Raw genomic sequence first — 18,034 nt, 5'->3', positions numbered from 1 at the left:
TCACAAGTCCGCTCCATAGCTCCTTCGTCGCTATTTCGCTACCCGCAACGCTCGTTCTCGCTATTTTTTGTGACTTTAGCCAGGCTCGTTACTTAAGGAAACATTCTTCAACCTGGTGGCCATTTGAGGAAGCGCCCGCCGAGCACATGAATATGTAGGTGGTCGACGGTTTGACCTGATTCACGCCCGTTGTTGACCACAACTCTGAACCCTTTTAATTTGTCCAGTTCAGCCAATTGTTTAGCAACCATAAAGAGCCGGCCTAATTCTTCAGCATCTTCGGCTTGTGCCAAATTGTCGTAATGGTTTTTCGGCAAAATCAGCATATGAGTCGGCGCCTGTGGATGAATGTCCCGGATAGCCACGAAGTCATCACCTTCAAGCACTATATTGGAAGGAATTTCCTTTGCGGCAATTTTGCAGAAAAGGCAGTCGTCTATTTTTTTAGTCATTGATGCTCCGTTTATTTTTGTCTACCGACGTATTTTTATCTATCGAGCGCCTGATAATAGTGCGCCCCTATTCCATATGTCTTATAGGAATGTGCTAATTAAAGAGAACAGGGTATATGAGGCTAAAGAAGGGAGATCTTAAATGATAAGCGATACCAACCTTTTGCAGCGTTATATGGCCATGCAAAAGGCTCTCATTACCTCATTACGCCTCAAGGACGTCTTGGAAGCTGCAACCCAGCACTTGTCCGAGTTGCCCGGCGGAGCTAAGGTAGCCATTTTTCTTGCCGATAACGAAGGCTTGGCATTTAAGCTAATGTCGGCTCGCGGATACTCCGAAGCCTCTATGGAGCAATTGCGAATTGTTCCTTTTACGGCTGAAAGCTTATTGAAAGAAGTTGCTCAAAAAAGAGCGTCGGCAACTGCCGGTCAAGGAAGACCTGCCCCTGATATTTCGCATACAGTTATGCAGCGAGAAAACTCTAAAACCCAAATTGCTTTGCCGCTTATCGCATCCAAACTAATGGTTGGCGCATTACTCATCGATCTCTCCGATCCAATGGGCGCAGCTCAAGCTCCTATATTGCAAGAAGTAGCAGACATTATTGCTCTAGCTGTGGCGAATGCCATTCTCTTTGGACGCAGCGAATTCGAGCGTGAGCGTCTGAATACTCTCTACAAAACGACTTGCGCGCTTAATTCCAGTGTCTTAAAAGTGGCGGAAGTTCTGCAAATTGCTGCGGACACAGTGCTTGTTTTAAGTAACACTTCAGACTGCATGATTTTGCTCAACGATCCGGAAAAGGAAAATGCGCTGAAGGTAACTGCGTTCAAAGGTTTCGACGGACGCGGCATGGATCAATTGGATTTATCGCTAAGCAATACAATTACCGGACGAGCAATGTCCTCCGGCAAACCGGAATATTTACCCGATGCCAGCAATCATGCTCATGGCTTGCCAAGGGCTGCCGACGGTAGCAACTTTGGTTCGGCTTTAGCTATTCCCATGATTCACGACGGTAAAGCACTAGGTGCAATTCTCGTATTCGCTGTTGAACAGCGCGCTTTCCATCGCGAACAAATTGAACTATTAGAATCACTTGTTGCGCAAGTCTCGACAGCCCTGTCGACAGCACTCACTCACGAGTCAGTGACTGCTCAAGCAATTGAAGATGCGCATACCGGTCTCTACAATCGCTGGCACTTTGAAGAATCATTGGCTAAAGAGATTGAGAGATCGCAGCGCCACAAGCGCGATTTAGCAGTTATGCTAATAGACATTGATCACCTTTCGCATGTCAACGAATACTTCGGACAAGACAAAGGCGATGAAGCAATTAAACACGCAGCAGCGATTATCAAAGAGACGCTTCGCGACATAGATATTCCTTGTCGCACAGCCGGGGCGCAATTCGGAATAATCTTGCCGGAAACACCTCTGCAAAATGCCAATGACGTGGCTGACCGCCTGCGCCAGAAGATACGGGGAAAAACAGCCCCCGGAATCGGCATGGTGACAGTCTCCATCGGCTTAGCGGCTTGTCCTTATAATGCCACCGACGCAGAACAGCTTCTGCAGGCTGCTGAACAGGCTCTGGACGTGGCTAAATACGAAGGCCGAGATAGAGTCAAATTGGCTGAGTTGGGGCAACAGAACCAGGGTCCAATTGCCTGGGAAGAGCTGGCTACCAAAGCCCGATTGGCTGTGGTCGGCGAGCGGCAAGCCAAGATGAAACATGTAATAAACGCTAAGGAGGAGTTCTCTCCCTGGATGCGTTCGGCGCCGACTTTGTTCAAGAAGAAATCTGACTAATAGCTCCGGTTTCGGCTAACGCCTACACCTTCGCTTGCCATCCGGCTGTGCCCGGCCGCTCCACTGCGACCGGCTCTTCGCCGCTCTTGCTCCGCTTCGGTGCGTCAAAAATCCTTAAAAAATGTAGCTAAAGCAGCTCTCCAGCGGTTTCTAATAGATAAACTTCTATTTGTCGGGCGAGAACAGTTTTCTTCTGAAAACCGTCTCACCTTTCGTTCCAATCTAAACCAATTTGAGGAGAGTTCCAGTGGCTACAGCAACACCTAATAAACTCAGTTTGAAACCACTAGCCGACCGCGTTGTCGTCAAAAAACTCGAAGCCGAGGAAAAGACCGCCGGTGGAATCGTCCTGCCTGACACCGCCAAAGAAAAGCCACAGCAAGGCGAAGTTCTGGCTGCAGGTCCTGGCAGATTTGACGATAAAGGCAACCGCCAACCAATGGAAGTCAAAGCTGGCGATAAGGTTCTCTTTGCTAAGTACTCCGGCACCGAAGTCAAAATCGATGGCGTCGAGTATTTGATTCTTCAAGAGCGCGACATTCTGGCAATTGTCGGCTAAGCAGCTTTTGTAGGGGCGCATTGCATACGCCCGATACTCTTTACACACGTAGTTTTTCCAATCAAAGGGGATAACGAAAATTATGGCTAAACAAATCGTTTATGATGAAATCGCACGTCGCGCGTTAGAACGCGGCATGGACCAAGTAGCTAACACGGTAAAAGTGACCTTGGGTCCAGCTGGTCGCAATGTCGTTTTAGAAAAGAAGTTCGGCGCTCCGCAAATCATTAATGACGGCGTCAGCATCGCAAAGGAAATTGAATTGGCTGACCCGCTGGAAAATGCCGGCGCTCAATTGATTCGCGAAGTCTGCTCCAAGACCAATGATGTTGCAGGCGACGGTACAACAACCGCTGCAGTTTTGGCTCAAGCAATGATCAAAGAAGGTCTGCGCAACGTAGCTGCCGGTGCTAACCCCATGGTTATGCGCCGTGGTATCAACAAAGCTGTTGAAGCCGCTGTTGCTGAGATAAAGAAAATAGCTAAGCCGGTTGAGAGCAAGAGCGCTATTACTTCGGTAGCTACAATCTCTGCAGGTAACGACGACGTAATCGGCGGACTTATCGCTGATGCAATGGAGAAAGTTGGCAAAGACGGCGTAATCACCGTTGAAGAATCCAAATCACTTTCCACCGAGTTGGAAGTTGTAGAAGGCATGCAGTTCGACAAGGGCTACATCTCCGCCTACTTCGTGACCGATCCTGAGCGTATGGAAGCCGTTTTGGAAGAGCCATACATCCTCTGCGTCGACAAGAAAATCAACTTGCTGGCAGATCTGGTTCCAGTTCTCGAGAAAGTTGCTCGCGCTGGTCGCCCAATGCTCATCATCGCTGAAGATGTTGAAGGCGAAGCTCTCGCTACATTGGTTGTTAATAAGTTGCGTTCAGTATTGAACTGCTGCGCTGTTAAAGCCCCAGGCTTCGGCGATCGCAGAAAAGCAATGCTCGAAGACATCGCCATCCTAACAGGCGGCAAGGTAATTGCTGAAGAAGCTGGTCTCAAGTTGGAAAACGTAACCATCGACATGCTCGGTCGTGCCAGACAAGTGCGCGTCAACAAAGACGACACAACAATCGTTGCCGGTAACGACACCAAAGACGCTGTCGCTAAGCGCGTTTCGATGATCAAGGCTCAGATTGAACAATCTGATTCCGAATTCGACAAAGAGAAGCTCCAAGAGCGTCTCGCTAAATTGTCCGGTGGTGTAGCCGTTATCAAAGTCGGCGCTGCTACCGAGACCGAATTGAAAGATCGCAAACTGCGCATGGAAGATGCATTGAATGCAACTCGTGCAGCTGTTGAAGAAGGCTACGTACCAGGCGGCGGCACCACGCTTCTGTCCTTGGTCAAAAAGCTTGAGCCAGTGAGAGACAAACTCTCAGGCGATGAGAAGACTGGTTTCGATATCATTCTCAAGTCGTTCGAAGCTCCAGTTCGCCAGATTGCAGACAACGCTGGTCTTTCCGGTGAAGTCGTAGTCGAGAAAGTTAAGAGTGAAAAAGACGGTATCGGCTTCAATGCCCAGACCTTCGAATACATCGACCTCGACAAAGCAGGCATCATCGACCCAGCTAAAGTTGAGCGCAGTGCCCTCCAGCACGCTGCTTCAATCGCAGGCATGTTCCTCACCACCGAAGCCCTCGTGGTAGACATTCCTGAAGAAAAGAAGATGGCCATGCCAGCCGGCGCCGGCATGGGTGAGTTCTAACAAGAACTCATAAAGGGCGCATGCAATGCGCCCCTACAACGGACCAAGATGAAATAAAAGAGGTGGGTACCCCCCACCTCTTTTTTATGCTCCGTTGCCGCCGAGCCGGCAACTTCGCTTGCTGCCCGCTCTTCCACGCATCGCTGCGACCGGCTCTATCGCCGCTCTTTGCTCTGCTATAGCAAGTTTAGCCAGAATCAAAGATCCCTTTGAAGGTCTTTGCTAATATCAAGTGAAATGAATATTCAAGCTGAAAAACCCACCCCCACAAAAGTGGAACACGCCGACAAAACCCTCGGCGTCGTCACCAAAGTCATAACCATAGTAGGCGCTGCCGGCACCGTCCTTGTCTGGCTGACAGCCAACTTCTACACCGGCGAAGTGAAGCTCAAGACCGACCACCCAGTCACCGCTATCGAAACACGCGTCTACGACAAAAAGGGTCAAGAAGGTCTATACCGTACATCAAGCTTTTACCTGATGCCCGGCATCTACCATTTAGAGATAACCCCTGAAGGCGGACAAAAGCAGAACGCCGACGTCGAAATCGCCTTCACCAAGACAGTTGAAATCCCGGTCGCTACACCCGAGACTGGCTCCGATGAGCCTGCCAAAGCCCAAAAGAAGCACTGGTGGCAATTCTGGCGTTCATAGCCATTTGGTAAACAGCCAAAAGCCTCTTGGCAAGCCAAGAAGTTAATGTTACTTCCGTAAGATCCCATTTTGAAAATTAGGCTGCGCGGGTATGTATCTCGGGAGCCAGTCATTACATGGGAGATAACCGGGTATGGAAATCGATAAGTCTTGGGAATCCATTTACGACTCTGTTGGTTTTGTAGTGGATCGCACACTTAATCCAGAGAAAACACTTGGTCCTGCCTGTCTTATTTCAACAAACCGAATGCTGGTGAATGCCAGTGCCGTATTCAAATACATCGAAGCTCCGTGGGCATTAGCGGTTAACTTCCCACACGCTGATTTGCAGTACGCGGTTAAATCAATAGCACTGCACCCAACCTTCAACACCACAGAGGCTCACTGGTGTTATCTCTCACAAACAGGCTCACCACAAGATCCTATCTATCTTCCAGAAAACGATATAGCTGTTATTGAAGTCGAGCCGCGCCTGCGTCCCCTCGATCCACAACTGGCAGCAGAGCTCAATATGAAACTGGCAATTCAATTGCCAATCTCCGACATGGATGTCTCGCACGGATTCAAAGGCGAAGACATGCCTTCCATCATCAAGCGCACTATTTCAATCGGCACAGATGGTTTGCTTACCGTCGTCGACAGCCGCAACATTCCTATTGCGCGATTAGACATTCACGGCGGCAAGATAAGACGCGCCACGTACAAGCATTTGACCAACGAAGCAGCAGTATTCGAACTCATCTATCAAAAACCTGCTGGTTCATTCCTCTTCCAGACAAGCCACAGCTTTGTTTGGCCAAACGTGCGCAACTTAGATCAAAGCGCAGACGCACTAATAGGCGAAGCCATATTGAGAGCGGAGCAAGTCAGACCAATCATTCATGCATTAGGTGGTCCGGAAGCTCGTTATCTGGCAGGCAATGGAGCCTTCGATCCAAATCTAGTCAATCCAAACTTACGTTGGGTTGCCGAAAGACTCTGGCCATGGCTGGATGGTTATCTATCAATTGAAAAACTAACGCAACGCATTGGAGTAGATACCTATTCAATCGTGCAAGCATTGCAAGACATGCTCAACAATCATTTGATTGATATTTATAGAAAGTCACCATTTGTCAGAAGCGGACAAATAGGCACGCCTTTGGTTCCAACAGTCGATATGAATATCGAAGTTTGGGATGAATTGAATGCTTTCTATCTTGATCCACTGTCAGGAAGACCAATCGTTAATCAAGGCAACTTCTTCGGTCCAAGCCGACTAGTAGACACCAACGTCCTCTTGCACACAGTACCTGTGCCACACTGGGGTTATGGTGCACTTGTTTTGAAAGACAATTACTTGATTGGCCTTTACACAGGCATCTACTCCGGCAGACCTGGTCACACACCATTACCACAAAAGCTCTATCGCTCTGTTTGGGTAGCCGCTCTGCAGGACATTGAAAATATTCGCAAGGAGCCGGCTCCGCCAACTGCTGAAGAATTGGCTGCCGAGGCTCAAGAAAAAGCAGCAGCTGCTGCCACACTAAAAGCAGTAGCCGAAGCTTCACAACCATTAGGTCGTTTCATTTGCGCAAACTGCCATGCACGAAATGTAGAAGTTGGGATGTGCAGAAGCTGCGGTGTCGACATGGAAGAAGCGGCGCTAGGCGAAGACCCGGCCGAAAAGATGGAAAATGCCAGAAGACTGCGTGAGTCGTCACAAACTAAATCCGGCTTACACCCAGGCGCACTGGTAATGCTGCCTTTGAGCATAGCCATAATTGGACTAGTTCTATATTTCGTCTACGGAGCTGTATCAAATCCGAGACCCAACGGCAATCACAATCAACCAGCTGTTGCCTCCAATCCAAATGGCGGTGTCAAGCCAGTTTCGCACGATAACGGCGTAATTCAGGAAGCTTCAACCGATCAAGGTGTTGTACCGGAAGTATCAATGGAATCATTGATCTCTCAATCCGGACTAAAGTCTCAACCACTTACCGCCTATTCATTTGAAGACACATCATTCCGGACAGAGCCAATGCCTTCTTTTGGAATGGTTTCCCAAGAACAAAATCAAAAGATGTTGTTCACAATCTGGGGCAATAATGCACCGCTGCAGAGTCTAGACACAGTTGCAAAACAAGTACCATTTGCCAACTTCCAGAAAGTGAGCAATCTGCAAAGCGTACAAGTGGCCAAAGGACAAGTAACTGTCGGCGGCAAGAACATGGACTGGTTCGTCGGACGTTACCCACGCAAGGGCGGCGGCAATGAAATGGCTATGGTCTGCGCCTACAAGGCTCCATCGGGCGGCAAGACCGTAGTAGTTGTTGCTCGTCCTTATACAGCCGGACAAGACCTCAACTACATGGAGTCGCTGTCGACAATCAACAACATGGTCGCATCGCAAGCAGCTGGATCTCACTAGAGAAGCGCATAAGTTATGCGTCCAAATCAACGCATCATTATTTTCGTGACTTTAGCCGCGTTAGCGTTTTTGGGCGCATGTTTGCTATTCGGACAAACGGGAAACATACAGCAGGCAGAGCACGGGCCAACCGTTGTAGTTGCAGCAGTCGATCTGCCAGCCGGAAAACCAATAACATCGGACTGCGTAAAAGAAGAAGAATCGCGCACCGAACCAAAGCCAGGCACGCTAGATTCATACGCTCTAGCAGTCGGACGCATACCTATTCACGCCATCCCGACAGGAAGCCGAATCCACGAGGACGACCTAGTTCCCGAGAAAAAATAAGTATTTAGAAGTGCTTACGCATCGTAATCAAGTCGGAGAATGTCTCCCAGATTACTGAAAGCTTGCCGCCAGAGGCGCCTTGCGATTCGCGTGGCAAGTGCTCGATGTCTATTTCGCGAACACGGAAGCCTGCTTTCTCGGTACGAATGCAAAGCTCAGCATCTACGAAAGGTGTATGCGAGACGAGCTTGATTGAGTCGAGAATGGATTTTCTGAAAAGCTTGATTGAGTTTACGTCGGTAAACCATGCGCCATAAAGGATACGCATGATGGCATTGTACACATGTGATTGCATACGACGCTTGAATGGGTCATTACGCTTCACACGGCGACCAATAATCAAATCTCCGTCAGCCAAGCCTTCAATCATCTTCAAGAGCTCTTTTGGATGATATTGGTAGTCACCAGGCAAGGAGAAGATAAGTTCTTTGCTGCCGGTCAAATACAATTCGCGAATTGTGGCGCCGAAGCCTTGGTTCACTTCGTGATTGATTAGCGTCATACGCGGTATACGCTTGGCGGTTTCTTTCAAGACATCGAGCGTGTTGTCCTTGCTACCGTCGTTGATAACAACAATTTCGTAATCGCTACAGATGTTGTGCAAGATACCATCGGCGTCTGTTATCAAACGTCCTACGGTTGTCTCGTCGTTGTAGGCAGGGATTATCAAGGACAGAGAGGCAAGCGGCAGGGTCACTGCTTCTTTAGCTTTTGCGCTCTTAATTCCTGAGTTTGTCATTATCGCCATTGTTGTTTACCTGTTGTTTGTCGGTTCGAGATTATCGTCCAGCAACTTGTGCGCTCATTGGTGTTGCCACCGGAGCGGTGTTCTTTTCCTTGCAGTAATCGCGGACAGCGGCAATTACTTGATCTACTTGTTCATTGGTCAATTCCGGATACATAGGCAGGCTCAATATGTGATTGGCTGCATGTTCAGTTACAGGCAAATCACCTTTCTTGTAACCGAGGAAAGCATAAGCCTTCTGGAGGTGACCCGGTATTGGGTAGTGGATCAAACACTGTATGCCTTTGTCGGACAAATACTTCTGCATTTCATCACGATTTTCAGTTTGAATTACATACAAGTGATAAACATGCGCACCGTAAGAAGCTTCCTGAGGCGTTTTGACCAAACCCTTCAGTCCTTCGTTATAACGCTTAGCGATTTCACGACGGCGTGTGTTCCACTGGTTTACATAAGGCAGTTGTGCACCAAGTATTGCCGCTTGAATTTCATCAAGTCTGCTATTGATGCCCACAATGTCGTGGTGGTAGCGCTGCGACTGTCCCATGTTTCTCAGCTTGAGCAAAAGCTCGTAATTTTCTTTGGAATTAGTGACGACCATACCGCCATCACCAAACGCACCGAGGTTTTTGCTTGGATAGAAACTAAAAGCACCATACTCGCCAATTGTTCCTGCCATTGCGCCCTTAAACAAAGAACCTGTCGCTTGCGCAATATCTTCCATCACAGGAATTCTGTGCTTGAGAGAAAGCTTCATCAGAGGTTCCATGTTTACCATCTGTCCATACAGATGCACTGGAACAATTGCTTTTGTCTTCTCAGTAATTTTCGACTCAGCCGAATTCACATCCATCACATAAGTCACAGGATCGATGTCGACAAATACCGGTGTTGCACCGGTCATAGAAATTGCGTTGATGGTCGGTACTGCAGTGTGGGCAACAGTGATTACTTCATCACCAGGTCCAACACCCATCGCTGCTAGTGCCAAATAAATTGCTTCGGTGCCGCATGAGCAACCAACGGCGTAATTGACACCAACGAATTTAGCGAAATCTTTTTCGAACTTATCCAGCTCGGGGCCAAGAATATAGTGACCGCTTGCAAGCACGCGGTTGACTGCAGTATCAATGTCCGACTTGAACTGTTGATAGTGAGCTTTCATGTCGCCAAAAGGAACTTGAGTCATCTAGTTACCCCTATTCTGGTCTGCCCCAATATACTGTGGGCTGAACTTCAACTTGTAAATAGTAGTAGAAAGGCGTCAATACTGAATTAATGAGGCTTTAGTTGAACTATAATTTCGGTTATCAAGGTGCTAGAATTTCCCCTTGTATTGCCACAGTAATCAGATCGCGCTTTTCTATAGCGGTGATTACATAAGCAGGAGTTAATCCCTTGGTTGAATTAAACGCCAAAGCATTTGCCGGCAAAAACGTATTGGTCACTGGTGGAATGGGCTTCATAGGCTCCAATTTAGCCATCAAACTAGCCGACATGGGCGCCAATGTGACTGTTCTTGACGCCATGATTCCTGACTCTGGCGCAAACGAATTTAACATCTTCCCAGTGCGCGACCGAGTGCACGTAAATTACTGTGACATTCGTGACAGCAACGCCGTTGAATACTTAGTTCGAAATAAGGATTTTGTTTTTCATATGGCTGGGCAAGGTTGCCACGTCATAAGCCTTGTAAATCCATTTCCGGATATTGAGATAAACATCACCGGCACTGCCGTGATAATGGAAGCACTAAAGAAACACAACCGCGAAGCCATTGTTGTATACGCCGGCACACGTGGACAATACGGCCCCTCGCTTTCATTACCTGCCAATGAAGAATCGCCGACAAATCCCAAAGGCATATACGAAATTTCCAATTTGACCGCTGAGAAAATCATCAAGGTCTACAACGATGTGCACGGCATCAGGTCAGTACTTTTGCGCCTGACCAATATTTATGGCCAGCGCTCGCAAATGATGCACTCACGCTTTGGCGTATTCAATTGGTTTATTCGTCTGGCTTTAGACAACCAAACAATTCAAGTTTTCGGCGACGGCAGCGTATTGCGTGACTTTGTCTACATTGACGATTGCGTCGATGCAATTTTGCGCACTTCAATCGAACCAAAATGCTACGGCGAAATATTCAATGTCGGCTCGGATATTCCAGTTAGCTTCCTAGAAATGGTGAAGAAAATTGTCGAAACTGCCGGCACAGGCAGCTGGAAATTTGCTGAATACTCGCCAGAGCGCAAAGCACTTGAGCAAGGCGATTTCTATTCAGACATCACTAAGATTCGCCGCACAATCGGTTGGGAACCAACAACCAATCTCGAAGACGGCATTAGGCAGACTCTCGAATACTACAGAGAGCATCGCGACAAGTACTGGACTCTGGAAGAGAAGAAAGACAAAGTCGCAGTAACTGCGAAGTAATTACTTCTCCAGCTTCAACAATGCCATGAAAGCTTCTTGTGGGATTTCCACTTTGCCCACGTTCTTCATGCGCTTCTTACCTTCTTTTTGTTTCTCAAGAAGTTTGCGCTTACGACTGATGTCACCGCCATAGCATTTTGCAAGAACGTTTTTGCGTTGAGCAGAAATGGTTTCGCGGGCGACAATTTTTCCGCCGATGGCAGCTTGAATGGGTACTTCAAACATTTGACGCGGGATCAGTTTTCTTAGCTTTTCCGTCAATTGCCTGCCAACCGATTGCGCATTATCAAAGTGCACGATTGCCGACAAAGCATCTACTGGTTCACCGCCAATAAGAATGTCGAGTTTTACAAGACGCTCCTCACGGTACTCATGGAAATGGTAATCCAAGCTGGCATAGCCACGCGAGCGGGATTTTAGCTCGTCATAAAAATCGGTGATGATTTCAGCCAATGGGATTTCGTAATGCAGCATGACTCGACGAGTATCGAGATATTTCATGTCTTTAAAGACAGAGCGCCTGCCCTGGCACAACTCCATCAAGGTGCCCGTGTAATCATTAGGCGTCATGATGTTGGCGTTTACAAAAGGCTCTTCAATTTTTTCGCGATAATTAGGCGCCGGCAAATGTGCCGGATTGTCCACCATAATTACAGTGCCATCGGTTTTTGTCACACGATAAATTACGGATGGCGCTGTGGTGATTAGCGTGAGGTTGTATTCGCGTTCCAGGCGCTCCTGAATAATTTCCATATGCAAGAGTCCCAAGAATCCGCAGCGGAAACCAAATCCTAAAGCTTCCGATGACTCTGCTTCAAAGAATAGGGAAGCGTCATTGAGTTTGAGTTTTTCCAGAGCTTCTCGCAAATCAGGATACTGATCATTGTCGACTGGATAGATGCCTGCAAAAACCATCGGCTTAGCTGGTTGATAACCAGGCAGAGCTTCAGCTGCTGGTCTTTCTACATGGGTAATAGTATCGCCAACGAGAACTGCCACGTCCTTAATGGCAGCAGCGAGATAACCTACTTCGCCGGGACCAAGCTCTTCAACTTTTACCTGTTGAGGCTTTAGAACACCAAGTTCTTGTATTTCAAAGTTCTTCTCGTTGGCCATAAAGCGAATCTTGTCACCAAGCTTTATCTTTCCGTCTTTGACTCGGAAATAGACGATGATGCCACGATAGCTTTCGTAAAAGCTATCAAACACCAAAGCTCTGAGCGGCTTGTCCGCAGTATCTGGCGGTGGTGGCACGTGTTGCACCAATGCTTCGAGAACATCCTCAATACCGATATTGCTCTTGGCTGAAGCAAGTACCGCATAATCGGAAGGTAGTCCGATTATCTCCTCTACTTCATTTTTAATTCTTTCGGGATCCGCACTCGGCAAATCGATTTTGTTAATGACCGGCACAATCTCTAAATTGCTTTCAACCGCTAAGTGGACGTTTGCCAGTGTCTGAGCTTCTACGCCCTGCGTTGAGTCAATCACCAAAAGGGCGCCTTCACAGGCGGCCAAGCTTCGCGAAACTTCATATCCAAAGTCCACGTGTCCGGGCGTATCAATGAGGTTTAAGACGTAGTTCTTGCCATCCTTGGCTTTGTAGTCCATGCGCGCCGGCTGCGCTTTGATGGTTATGCCGCGCTCGCGCTCAATGTCCATCGTATCCAGCAACTGTGCTTGCATATCGCGCTTTGACACCGTACCGGTGTTTTCCAGCAGGCGGTCGGCCAAAGTCGACTTGCCGTGGTCAATGTGGGCAATGATGGAGAAGTTCCGGATAAATTTGGGATCTGTAGGCACGGGAAATTAAACTCGATTTCAGCTGCTCACGGGCAATACGAGCTGCCCAGAGCAACCAAGTTATCTTATCAGGAGAATGCCAGAAATCTTGTCAACGGGATAAGATAAGTTTTTCAACACCTAGGAAATAAGGCAATGTCGCACCCATTTTTGGAAGCTATTAAACAGAGACCACTACTAGCCGACGGCGCCATGGGTACACTGCTTTACGCTCGCGGAGCGTCGCCGGAAGCCGGTTTTGAACAGCTCAATTTGACCAACCAAGACTTGGTCCAACAGGTTCACATTGATTACATAAACGCCGGCTCAGATGTCGTCGAGACTAACTCATTCAATGGCAATAGATACCGGCTTGCTGCGTTTGGTCTGGAAAAAGATGTTTGGAAGATAAATCTCTGGGCGGCAAAAGTCGCACGCAACGCAAGAGAAGTTGCCGGACAGCCTACATTTGTGGCAGGTTCAATTGGACCAACAGGCAAACTACTGTATCCATTCGGCGATGTGACAAGAGCTGATCTCGAAGAAGCCTTCAAGGAACAAATGGAGGCGCTTCTAGCCGGCGGCGTCGATTTGTTTATGATTGAAACAATGTCGCACTTGCGTGAAACAGCAATTGCTGTTCGTACCGCTCGCAAAGTTAGCAAGTTGCCTGTAGTTGCACAACTTAGTTTCTCCGTCGAAGGACAGACTCTTATGGGAGTCACACCGGAAGATGCAGTTAAATTACTGCACGAATTAGGCGATGACATGCCGGACATCATTGGCATAAATTGCGGAGCCGGTCCAGGTTCAGTGATGGACAGCCTCACACGCATGGCTGCCGCGATTAAGGCCTCTGATATTCCAGCAGACAGAATCGTCTATTCCTGTTTGCCGAACGCCGGCATGCCGACTATTGTCGGCGGTCGCTTCATGTACATGTCGCGTCCGGATTATTGCGCAACCTTCGTCGAGCCCTTTGTTGATGCCGGCGCAAGACTCATTGGCGGCTGCTGCGGTACCACCCCTGAACACATTTCCATCATGCGCAAAGCGCTGGACAATTACATCGCCGGTCACGGCATGAAGCCAGCGGCAAAGGCCGTCAATCCGGTAGAAGTAACATCCGAGAAGAAAAAAGGCGCCGTTATTGAAGTTGTTAGCAAGGAAGAAAAGAAAGAGCTCAAACCGCTTCTTGGATTTGCTGACACGATTAGAAATATGCAGCGCGGCAAGGACTTCTTCATCAGCGTTGAATTGGATCCACCCAAAGGTACAGTCGCCCGCAAGATAATTGCAGCAGCCGAAGAATTCCGCAAAGTCGGAGCCGATTGTATCAACGTAGGCGATAGTCCAATGGCACGCGTACGCATGTCATCGCTTGCCACTTGCCACTTAATTCAACAACAAGCAGAAATTCCTACAATCATTCACTTCACCACTCGCGACAGAAATCTCATGGGCATTCAAGCTGATTTACTCGGCGCCCAAGGACTGGGGGTCAATAACATACTCGCACTTACAGGTGATCCACCAAGTGTGGGCAACTACGCTCACGCAACAGCAGTTTATGACGTTGACTCCGTTGGCTTGATCAAAATCATCAATCAACTGAACCAAGGCGAAGACATCGCCGGCAACTCAATTGGATCACCAACCCGCTTGTCTATTGCCTGCGCGTTGAATCCAACCGCAGAAAACCGCACTTTAGAAAAAGAACGATTCGCAAAGAAAATAGAAGCCGGTGCTCACTGGACAATGACACAACCAATTTATCAACTAAGTGACTTAACCGATTTCCTAGACGATTTCGGTGATTGTCCCATTCCAATTCTCGTCGGCATCATGCCTTTGCACAGTTTCAAACACGCAGAGTATCTGCATAACGAAGTCCCGGGTATAACAATTCCCGATCACGTACGCAAAGCCATGGAGAAAGCCGGAGAAGAAGGCGCCAAAGTCGGACTCGAATTAGCCGAAGAGCTAATCGAAGAAGTGCGCCACATCGCCACAGGCATGTACGTCGTCCCGTCCTTCGGTCGTTATGACGACATGTGCACGCTCGTCGGCAAAATCAAAGGCAAAGCCGCATCAGCCACTCGCTAAATTATCTTGTGGTTGAATTTGCGTGTTACGTACGCTGAGAGTTTGAACGGTGTGATTCGACTTGCTAAAGCCAATATTTTGTTTTGGACACCGATAACGACCAAGTCATCACCTGCTTTAAAACCGTCATAGGCCTGCCTTGCCACAGGCTCAACACCCATTACCAGCGGGCTATTGAATATGCTGCCTTTAGCAACACGGGCACGCTCCCCGAAACCCGTCTTGGTTGGTCCAGGACATACACAAGTGACTTGGATGCCGGCATCTCCCAACTCGTTGGCAAGGGCGGAAGAGAGGGAAAGAACATAGGCTTTGGTTGCGTAGTAGACAGCCATATATGGACCAGGCGAGAACGCTGCCACGGAAGCTATGTTCATGATGCCGCCGGACTTTCTCTTGACCATCGCCGGGACCAGGCGGTACGTCAATTCCGTTAGAGCCGAGATATTTACATTTATCTGATCCAGCTGCGTCTGGAAGTCAATTTCAGCAAATTTGCCGCTGGCACCAAAGCCGGCATTATTTACTAGTACATCGATGTGTAGCTTATGTTTTTTTAGTTCACTGTGGAGATTGGCAATTTCGGCCGGCTGCGTGAGGTCAACCCCGAATACCTGGGCCTTTATGCCATTTTTCGCTTTTAATTCCGACGCCAGCTCTTCCAAGACATCCACTCGGCGAGCGACTAAAACTAGGTTACAATTATCCCCTGCAAACAGTTTAGCCAGTTCTTTCCCTATCCCGGAGGAAGCACCTGTGATTAATACTGTTTTGTTCATGCGATCTCCTGACAGGCTCAACAGCCAATTACTACTGGTGTCACCTGCAGGCATTTATCGACATATTGACAGCGTTGATTGTCACCCTGCATCTTCATTCTATCTCTTCTCATTCCCACTATGTCGGATAACGAAACAATCTTTGATACATACGACCGACTAGTGCATATAGCAACTTCGGTCGTGGAATGAAACAAAAGCGTCAGAACTTTTTTACTTTTCATGGAATCACTATGAAGATAATCAACACATTCAATTTGAAAAACTTACTAGCAGCTGGTGTCACTCTTATCTCTTTAATCGGTGCACAATACCTTGCACCAGATGCAATGGCTGCATACAGTCCAATTCGCGGCGAGATTAACGAATCACTTTTCGGCGATCTTCACTTACCGATGTATGTTTGGTCAAAAGGGATTAGCGACCCAAACGCCATTGTTGTGGCAATACACGGTGGCTGTTTACACGGCAAAACTTTCGAAGCACTAGGCGAAGCTTTGTCAGCCAAGAACGTAATGGTTGTATCAACCGACTTACGCGGTTACGGCAAATGGTACTACGAAGATTTTGGTGGACAGTACAACAAGACATTCCATTATAAGCAAAGCAAAAAAGATTTAGCCTTAATAGTAACGAGACTCAAAGAAGCTTATCCCGGCGTACCGGTTTACTTTATTGGTGAAAGCCTTGGTGCCAACATGAGCTTGCACATGATTGGCGATTACAAACACTTAGCAGACGGCGCCATTCTGTGCAGCACTTATTCGCTGCCGAGTTTGTACTTTAGACCCTACATGATACTCAGCGCCCTGCAGTTTTTGCATCATCCATTCAGCCAGCAGAGCATGGTGCCGTACATCAAATCCCGCCTTTCGGACACAAAGCAATTTTCTCTACAGCACCTAGCTGATCCAATGGCCAGAGATCACCAGACGATGAAAGAAATGTTTCAGAGCATGAATGTTAATCGTCATGGAAAACACTTTGCCACAACTATTCCGGCTGACTCTTCAGTCTTGATGATCCACGGCGAGCGTGACAAACTTTGCGCGCTTTGGTCCACAAAAAGACTATTTGCAAAAATTCCCGCACAGGACAAAACCTTTGCTGTAATCCCTAAGCGCGGTCACTTGCTGGTTGAAACACCTGTATTGCGTCCGGAAGTGCTTGAAGTATTAGGACACTGGCTGGATACACATTCCAAATCAGCACCTCAATACCACCACGCGGTTTCAGTGCCGAATCATCATGTTGGACAAGCTGAGCCTTCTATTGAAGAAGTCAGCCTGAACTAATTAGAGAACCAATGACACAAGAACTTACATGGGTTGGACTAAAAGTCGGCAATTACCTAATTGACTCAATGATCAATGATGGTCCCTTCTCCTGGGTTTATAAGGGCACTGATCTAGATGGCGGACCTAGTGCTGCCTTCAAGGTAGCCAAGCCGAATGAGAGCTTGGAGATTAACACCGGTGATGTCCTTGAACGCACACAAGCTACAACCATTTTTGAAGGTGGAGTTGCCGATGTACTTCCTGATGCACGAGAAGTACTTCTTACTCACTATGACAAAATGCAAGAGTGCCACCACCCTGCCCTAATTAAAATTGAATCCATTGTTGACGAACCGGGTGTTTGTTTTCTCCAGATGGAATTTCTAGAGGGACTTACTCTGAGAGATTTGATTAAGTCTTCAGAGCTGCCCATTAGCACATTCATCGAAATCGCCGGCCATTTGGACGAGCTATCTAGAACCACCTATGAATATCATGGCGACATTAGACCAGACAATATTCTAATTACCGATACAGGCATCAAACTAGCCGACTCCGGTTACTTTGGCATGCTCAACTGCGAAGAAGGTCCAGATCTAGATTGCGCAATCACCAATTGCTTTTACTATCCCTGCCTAGAACCCAATGACAGAATGGCTTTCGGGATAATGCTCTGGGAAGCAGCCGTCAAAAGCCACCCATTACAATTTCCACAAACCAACCAGTCCATTATCGGCGATTCGCTCGAAGAATGGATAGCAGCCTACGAGAGCGTCGGACAGTATTTTCTAAGCCCGCTTCGCAATGTTAAACGCCCAACCGACATGAATCCCGACTTAGACCCAGCGCTGGAACAAATAATTTTCCGGGCTGTGGGGCTCAAGCTGACGGATAACGGCATCTTAGAGCGCGATCCGGACGATGTGGGATACCAGGAATTAATTACTGCTCTCAACAAAATTAAAGACCAGCGCCTTTAG

General features: G+C 47.9%; 15 protein-coding genes. 10 read left to right on the top strand and 5 right to left on the bottom strand.

What is annotated here, in order from left to right:
- Positions 1-107: 107 nt before the first annotated feature.
- Entirely contained in the window at positions 108-452 is a 345-nt protein-coding gene (locus tag K2Y22_09320) for a histidine triad nucleotide-binding protein (protein ID MBX9878645.1), read from the bottom strand.
- 142 nt (positions 453-594) lie between these two features.
- Here K2Y22_09320 and K2Y22_09315 point away from each other — a divergent pair, with 142 nt between their 5' ends.
- From K2Y22_09315 to K2Y22_09290, 6 genes are all read left to right on the top strand, one after another.
- On the top strand, positions 595-2,265 hold the full coding sequence (locus tag K2Y22_09315) for a sensor domain-containing diguanylate cyclase (protein ID MBX9878644.1): 1,671 nt from the start codon (positions 595-597) through the stop codon (positions 2,263-2,265).
- Between the two features lie 247 nt (positions 2,266-2,512).
- Positions 2,513-2,824 carry a co-chaperone GroES gene (gene groES / locus K2Y22_09310; protein MBX9878643.1) on the top strand — a complete coding sequence of 104 codons (312 nt, stop codon included), beginning with the start codon at positions 2,513-2,515 and terminating at the stop codon, positions 2,822-2,824.
- A 79-nt stretch (positions 2,825-2,903) separates the two neighbouring features.
- Positions 2,904-4,532 (top strand): chaperonin GroEL, encoded by a 1,629-nt coding sequence (gene groL / locus K2Y22_09305; protein MBX9878642.1) that lies wholly within the window; start codon positions 2,904-2,906, stop codon positions 4,530-4,532.
- A gap of 237 nt (positions 4,533-4,769) precedes the next feature.
- Positions 4,770-5,186 carry a hypothetical protein gene (locus tag K2Y22_09300; GenBank protein MBX9878641.1) on the top strand — a complete coding sequence of 139 codons (417 nt, stop codon included), beginning with the start codon at positions 4,770-4,772 and terminating at the stop codon, positions 5,184-5,186.
- 133 nt (positions 5,187-5,319) lie between these two features.
- Positions 5,320-7,599 (top strand): hypothetical protein, encoded by a 2,280-nt coding sequence (locus tag K2Y22_09295; protein ID MBX9878640.1) that lies wholly within the window; start codon positions 5,320-5,322, stop codon positions 7,597-7,599.
- A gap of 15 nt (positions 7,600-7,614) precedes the next feature.
- Positions 7,615-7,926, top strand: coding sequence for a hypothetical protein (locus K2Y22_09290; GenBank protein ID MBX9878639.1), 312 nt, complete (start codon positions 7,615-7,617; stop codon positions 7,924-7,926).
- Between the two features lie 4 nt (positions 7,927-7,930).
- Here K2Y22_09290 and K2Y22_09285 read toward each other — a convergent pair whose 3' ends face one another.
- Together K2Y22_09285 and K2Y22_09280 are read right to left on the bottom strand one after the other, a co-directional pair.
- Positions 7,931-8,674 carry a glycosyltransferase family 2 protein gene (locus K2Y22_09285; GenBank protein MBX9878638.1) on the bottom strand — a complete coding sequence of 248 codons (744 nt, stop codon included), beginning with the start codon at positions 8,672-8,674 and terminating at the stop codon, positions 7,931-7,933.
- A 31-nt stretch (positions 8,675-8,705) separates the two neighbouring features.
- Positions 8,706-9,860 carry a DegT/DnrJ/EryC1/StrS family aminotransferase gene (locus K2Y22_09280; GenBank protein MBX9878637.1) on the bottom strand — a complete coding sequence of 385 codons (1,155 nt, stop codon included), beginning with the start codon at positions 9,858-9,860 and terminating at the stop codon, positions 8,706-8,708.
- 209 nt (positions 9,861-10,069) lie between these two features.
- Between K2Y22_09280 and K2Y22_09275 the strand changes: the two genes are divergently transcribed.
- A complete protein-coding gene (locus tag K2Y22_09275; GenBank protein ID MBX9878636.1) occupies positions 10,070-11,110 on the top strand; it encodes an NAD-dependent epimerase/dehydratase family protein in 1,041 nt (346 codons plus the stop codon).
- On the opposite strand, the gene lepA is transcribed toward K2Y22_09275, so the two are convergent.
- The gene (gene lepA, locus K2Y22_09270; protein ID MBX9878635.1) at positions 11,111-12,913 is read right to left on the bottom strand and encodes a translation elongation factor 4; all 1,803 of its coding nucleotides are present in this window, start codon (positions 12,911-12,913) and stop codon (positions 11,111-11,113) included.
- 135 nt (positions 12,914-13,048) lie between these two features.
- Between lepA and K2Y22_09265 the strand changes: the two genes are divergently transcribed.
- Positions 13,049-14,998 carry a bifunctional homocysteine S-methyltransferase/methylenetetrahydrofolate reductase gene (locus K2Y22_09265; protein ID MBX9878634.1) on the top strand — a complete coding sequence of 650 codons (1,950 nt, stop codon included), beginning with the start codon at positions 13,049-13,051 and terminating at the stop codon, positions 14,996-14,998.
- Here the strand turns inward: K2Y22_09265 and K2Y22_09260 are convergent.
- Positions 14,995-15,777 (bottom strand): SDR family oxidoreductase, encoded by a 783-nt coding sequence (locus K2Y22_09260; GenBank protein ID MBX9878633.1) that lies wholly within the window; start codon positions 15,775-15,777, stop codon positions 14,995-14,997. The genes K2Y22_09265 and K2Y22_09260 overlap by 4 nt on opposite strands.
- A gap of 233 nt (positions 15,778-16,010) precedes the next feature.
- On the opposite strand from K2Y22_09260, the gene K2Y22_09255 reads away from it, so the two are divergent.
- Together K2Y22_09255 and K2Y22_09250 are read left to right on the top strand one after the other, a co-directional pair.
- Positions 16,011-17,072 (top strand): lysophospholipase, encoded by a 1,062-nt coding sequence (locus K2Y22_09255; protein ID MBX9878632.1) that lies wholly within the window; start codon positions 16,011-16,013, stop codon positions 17,070-17,072.
- Positions 17,073-17,083: 11 nt separating this feature from the next.
- Positions 17,084-18,034 (top strand): protein kinase, encoded by a 951-nt coding sequence (locus tag K2Y22_09250; GenBank protein ID MBX9878631.1) that lies wholly within the window; start codon positions 17,084-17,086, stop codon positions 18,032-18,034.

It is taken from the genome of Candidatus Obscuribacterales bacterium (assembly GCA_019744775.1).
In the GTDB taxonomy this organism is placed as follows: Bacteria; Cyanobacteriota; Vampirovibrionia; order Obscuribacterales; family Obscuribacteraceae; genus SBAT01.
The sequence above is the reverse complement of the archived record's forward strand: the minus strand, read 5'-3'. Positions and strand labels throughout refer to the sequence as shown.